The organism is Rheinheimera sp., assembly GCF_036568245.1.
GTDB lineage: Bacteria > Pseudomonadota > Gammaproteobacteria > Enterobacterales > Alteromonadaceae > Alishewanella.
In genome coordinates, this window is sequence record NZ_DATCSY010000407.1 from 1 (window position 1) to 4665 (window position 4665).

At 47.0% G+C, this 4665-nt stretch carries 6 protein-coding genes; 2 read left to right on the plus strand and 4 right to left on the minus strand.

The features are described 5' to 3' along the window. Positions 1–1248, plus strand: a 1248-nt coding sequence (gene ggt, locus VIN66_RS18405; RefSeq protein WP_331925342.1) for a gamma-glutamyltransferase, incomplete at its 5' end; no start/stop codon positions are given. A 3-nt stretch (positions 1249–1251) separates the two neighbouring features. Continuing rightward, positions 1252–2088, plus strand: a complete 837-nt coding sequence (locus VIN66_RS18410; protein WP_331925343.1) for an amino acid ABC transporter — start codon at positions 1252–1254, stop codon at positions 2086–2088. Positions 2089–2148: 60 nt separating this feature from the next. Here VIN66_RS18410 and VIN66_RS18415 read toward each other — a convergent pair whose 3' ends face one another. From VIN66_RS18415 to VIN66_RS18430, 4 genes are all read right to left on the minus strand, one after another. Then, a complete protein-coding gene (locus tag VIN66_RS18415) occupies positions 2149–2565 on the minus strand; it encodes a DUF1801 domain-containing protein (RefSeq protein WP_331925344.1) in 417 nt (138 codons plus the stop codon). A 58-nt stretch (positions 2566–2623) separates the two neighbouring features. After that, complete coding sequence (locus tag VIN66_RS18420; RefSeq protein WP_331925345.1) at positions 2624–3037, minus strand: hypothetical protein; 414 nt, start codon at positions 3035–3037, stop codon at positions 2624–2626. Positions 3038–3115: 78 nt separating this feature from the next. Continuing rightward, positions 3116–3649: a hypothetical protein gene (locus VIN66_RS18425; RefSeq protein ID WP_331925346.1), complete on the minus strand. Its 534-nt coding sequence runs from the start codon at positions 3647–3649 to the stop codon at positions 3116–3118. A gap of 125 nt (positions 3650–3774) precedes the next feature. After that, positions 3775–4008, minus strand: coding sequence for a hypothetical protein (locus tag VIN66_RS18430; protein ID WP_331925347.1), 234 nt, complete (start codon positions 4006–4008; stop codon positions 3775–3777). Positions 4009–4665 lie beyond the last annotated feature (657 nt).

Below are 4665 nucleotides of genomic sequence, written 5' to 3' on the forward strand. Positions count from 1 at the left end.
AAGCTGCCCTGGGCAGACTTAGTTGCCCCGGCGATCCACTATGCGCAAAACGGCTTTACCGTCGCTGAAAACCAGTATCAATATCGGGCCGACTTATTACAACAACTGGAAGGCAAAACCAACTTTGGCCGCTACTTTGCCACTATGCAAAGCGGCCAGACCTTTAAACAGCCTGAGCTTGCCGCGACATTAAGCCGTATTGCCAAAAAAGGCCCGGCAGATTTTTATCTGGGTGAAACGGCGGATTTACTGGTGGCACAGATGCAGCGCGGTGGCGGCTTGATTACCAAAGCCGATTTAGCCGCATATACAGCAGGCTGGCGTGAGCCGGTTATCACCACCTGGCAACAATATCAGCTTATCACCACAGCGCCACCAAGCTCAGGCGGTATAGCGCTTAGCCAGTTACTGGGGCTAAAGCAGCGCCGAAGCGGCGACTTTAACGGTGTTACATTAAACAGCAGCCAGTATGTACACCTGATTGCCGAAATTGAAAAGCGGGTATTTGCCGATCGCGCCGATTATCTGGGAGATCCTGATTTTACGACAGTGCCCCAGCAGCAACTGCTGGCGGCTGACTATCTGGATAAGCGCGCCAGCGAAATTAACCCTAAATCGATTTCTGCAACGTCAAGCGTCACGCCCGGCTTAGAGGGTTACCACACCACGCATTTTTCCGTCCTGGACAAGCACGGCAATGCCGTATCGAATACCTATACCCTGAACCTCGACTTTGGCAGCGGTGTTGTTGTCGAAGGTGCAGGCTTTTTATTAAATAATGAAATGGATGACTTTTCTGCCAAGGCTGGAGTCCCCAACGCCTTTGGTGTTGTCGGTAGCGCCGCTAACGCTATAGCGCCGGGTAAACGCATGCTGTCATCAATGACCCCCAGCCTGCTGGTAAAAAATAATCAAATTGAACTGGTTATCGGCACCCCGGGCGGTTCAACCATTTTTACTTCTATCTTTCAGGTGATGACAAACCTGTACCACTTTAACTTACCATTGGCTGACGCCGTAGCGGCGCCGCGCTTTCATCATCAGTTACTGCCTAAAGATCAGATCACGATGGAGCCCTACGCGCCACTGCCAGCTGAGGTGCAACAACAGCTCAAACAACGCGGCTATAACCTGGTAACTCAAAGCTGGAATTTGGGCGATATTCAGGCAATAAAGCGAACTAATGGCAAAGTGGAAGCTGCCGCCGACCCACGTTCTCGTGGTGTCGCTAAGGTATTCAGTTATTAACCTATGCTGTGTCTTAACGAGAAGCCCATCGGTTTTCACCTATCGACAGCGCTGAAATCGGCAGTGCTGGTTTTAGTCATCTGTCAGCCACTTGGCGCAGATGTGCTAAAACCGGCCACCGAGGCCATAACGGCACAACCGGTGCTGACATTTTGCTACGAAGACAAACAGTTACTGCCCTACTATACGGAAAACAGCCGTGATATTCCCCCACAGCCGGGGGCAACCATAGAGCACTTGAAGCTGGCGGCAGAGCAAGTCGGTATTACGCTAAAGCTTATGCGCATGCCCTGGCTACGCTGCCTGCAGCAGCTGGAAGCCAACAGTGTCGATGCTCTGGTGGCTGCGTATGACGAAGACCGGGCACACTACACCCAGTACCCAACACTCAGTGATGGCAGTGCTGATCCGGGCCGCGCTATTAATCAGCTTGGTTTATGTCTGGCACACCGGTTTGACAACCCAATTGGAAAAAAAATACAAACTAAGCAGCAACTTACGGTATCCCGCCCCTTAGGCTATAAACCCATTCCGTTTCCGGAAAATACAGTGCTGGTAGGTGCGCAGTCACCCGATAATGCGCTGGATCTGGTAATTAACGGCAGGGTCGATGCGACCACCGTATTGTGCCAGCTTAACGGAGTCGATGCCCGCGAGCGCCATCTGAATCTGTTGCCACTGCAACTGATGTACCCACCGCTGCATCAGAGCTTTGGCTATCTGATGCTAAGCAAAGCGTTCTATCACCAGCACCAGCAATTATCTGAGCAACTTTGGCAGGTATTACCGCAAACACTGAATAAATTACGTTACCTGGAATATCTGAATTATCCAGACTAAGCCGAAAACGGGATAACGCTTATCTGGTTATGGACAATCATTCAGATAGCTAGGATAGCTTCAACCATACCGAGCTTTGAGCTGCGCCAGAGAGCCGATGATCAACTGCTCGAGAACGTTCACATCGATGTCTGCGAGCTTTTTGATGTACAGACAGGACTTACCCATCTTGTACTTGCCAAGTCGCTTCAGTAACGCCTCTTGCTCACCACCTTCAGCAACAAGATAGACAACCAGCTCCTTACCTCGGATAGCAAAGCCGGTTCTGCACATCTCACCTGTTCTTCCGCTCTCGTAGGTGTACTTGTAAAGGCCGTACCCGACTATGCTAGGCCCCCACATCTGGGGTCTCTCTTCGGTCACCCGCTTCAGCAAAACCATCAGGTTCTCACAGTCGGCCTTCTGTTCCTCATTCGCTCGTGACGCTATGTATACATCGATGCTTGCATCGGTGGCCTTGGTCTTGAGTTCAGTCATGCCGGCGAGCTCCTATAGTGGTTGTCAGCCACGCCCTGGCCGTTGCTGACTGGCCTTGCTAGGCATTTGCTTGTTTAGTACTGCGAACTAAAAAGTAAAAAGAGACTGCTAACAGTAGATAACGCGGTAGCGTTGTTACAATGTTATGAAGCAGCTGAGGCTGTGATTGCACTACTAAATACAACTGCATTATCACTAAAGGCGCAAGTAACAATGCATAGAATGTTACGTCAGGCTCTTTAATTACAAACTTACTGACCATCGCTAACAGCAAATACGCGGCAGTCAGTGGCACTGCAATTGTGAACAAATCTACCAGAGTAAATGCAAGCCAGCCTGATACTTGTGCAACCGGTTTTAGAATATCAGAGGGGATTGCTACCGCTGCACCGATGCCAACAATAGTTATTGATGCATAAGCCAGCGCAATACCTAAAATGACAGCGGCTACTCGATTTTTAAATTGATCCATCTACTTGCTCCTTTTATTAATTTATGCCGCCAGCAGAGGTCGAAAAACCAGAGCGAAGCGGCGAATTGAAGGCGCTTGTTAGCCCTCCTGCTTAACCTCTAACTTTGCATCGTCAAATAACGTAACAAAGCCTTTTTCTTCAGATAGCTTCAAAAACACTGACAGCCCTATTTCAGTGATCTCACTTGGAAACCTCTCAAAACCGGTTTTAACTGAGAAATTCAATTTGCCGGATTTTTCATTCTGAATAATTTGTTGAGTTGAAATAAAGTTTTTTACTGCTTCATCTGACAGTTTTAGCGTGTACTCAGTTTTTCCTGCTGAATGTGAGAAAAAACCTCTCACCGGTGCAATCTTTTCTTCGCGAAGCAAAAGCAACGGAAACTTAAATTCTCTCATTCCTTTTTCAGTGGCCAGTTCAAGCGCCAATTCAACACTCTCCACGTCCGCCAGAACAGGTTCATCAACCTGTATTTTTGCTCTCAGATCTTGAGGCTGAATCTTAACAAAGTCGTCTTTACCAAATGAACGAAATTCGAGCATGGTGCCGAGTGGGACACTAGCACAGCTGCTCAATAAAACGGAAATCAAAATAGCTACAAACCTTGTCATAAAAACCATCCTTGTCTTTGAAGGCTAACGCTTTGCTAATTGGCTGCCGCAGCGCAGCGTAGGCAGTCCCGTGGAGGCCATGCTTTTTATGGCCGGAACGAAATTAAGTAACTTGTTAGCCATACCTACTTACCTCTTTCAATATAGGGTGATTTAGGAAGTTGCGTTCCACACCACGGGCAATAAGAAATTAAATTTCCACCGCCGACTACTTCCTCTGGCACTTTAATGTACCAGGCTGACTCGCCTTGAAATGAACGAGTGAAGTTAATAATAACTTTCTCATCACCTTCAGCCTCTTCAACAGAAGAAAATAGGCCTATGCAGCAATAACTTTTAATACGCTCTAGTCGGTTCATATAATCCAGTTAAATACCATATGATCTGGCTCTGTACTACCAAGAGTAGAGTTGCTCGATATTTCATTGGAGACTCATTCCTTTTACACATAACGCAAAGAAAAACGCGTTAGCGTTTGACGTCCCAGTGGCCGCAGGCTGCACGTGATGCGCCTTGTTATGTTTGTTACCAAAAGAATTCATGGAGTGCTCACTCAGAAAATTTCTCTTTTAATTTCTGTAAGATTAAAAAAACAACTGTTGAACAGGCTGTAGCAATGAAAATATACGCAACCACATGAAAAACAAAAGAAGCAGGGGCTTCCTCGAAAGACCTGTAACAAACTCTGCAATTTCTACCACCTACAAAGATAATACCCGTCGTGTAAGCGTCATAGAGCCATCGTAAGCTCGCATATAACAACGTACATATAATCGGGAATCCAATCGCAAATGACATAACCTGATTAGCTTTTTTAGAAAACTCTCTTTTAGCTTTTTTAGTAAACAGCTTTTTTCTTGCCATATCTACCAAACATAACGCTCGCCTAAACGGCGAGCAACTTGTTGCGAGTCCAGCGGCCAAAAGCCGCGATGTTTAAGGCGCTTGTTATGTAACACTTATCTTGGGCCTTTCATTATGTTTTGATTTAATTGCTCAAATTCTTGCATCAGTTT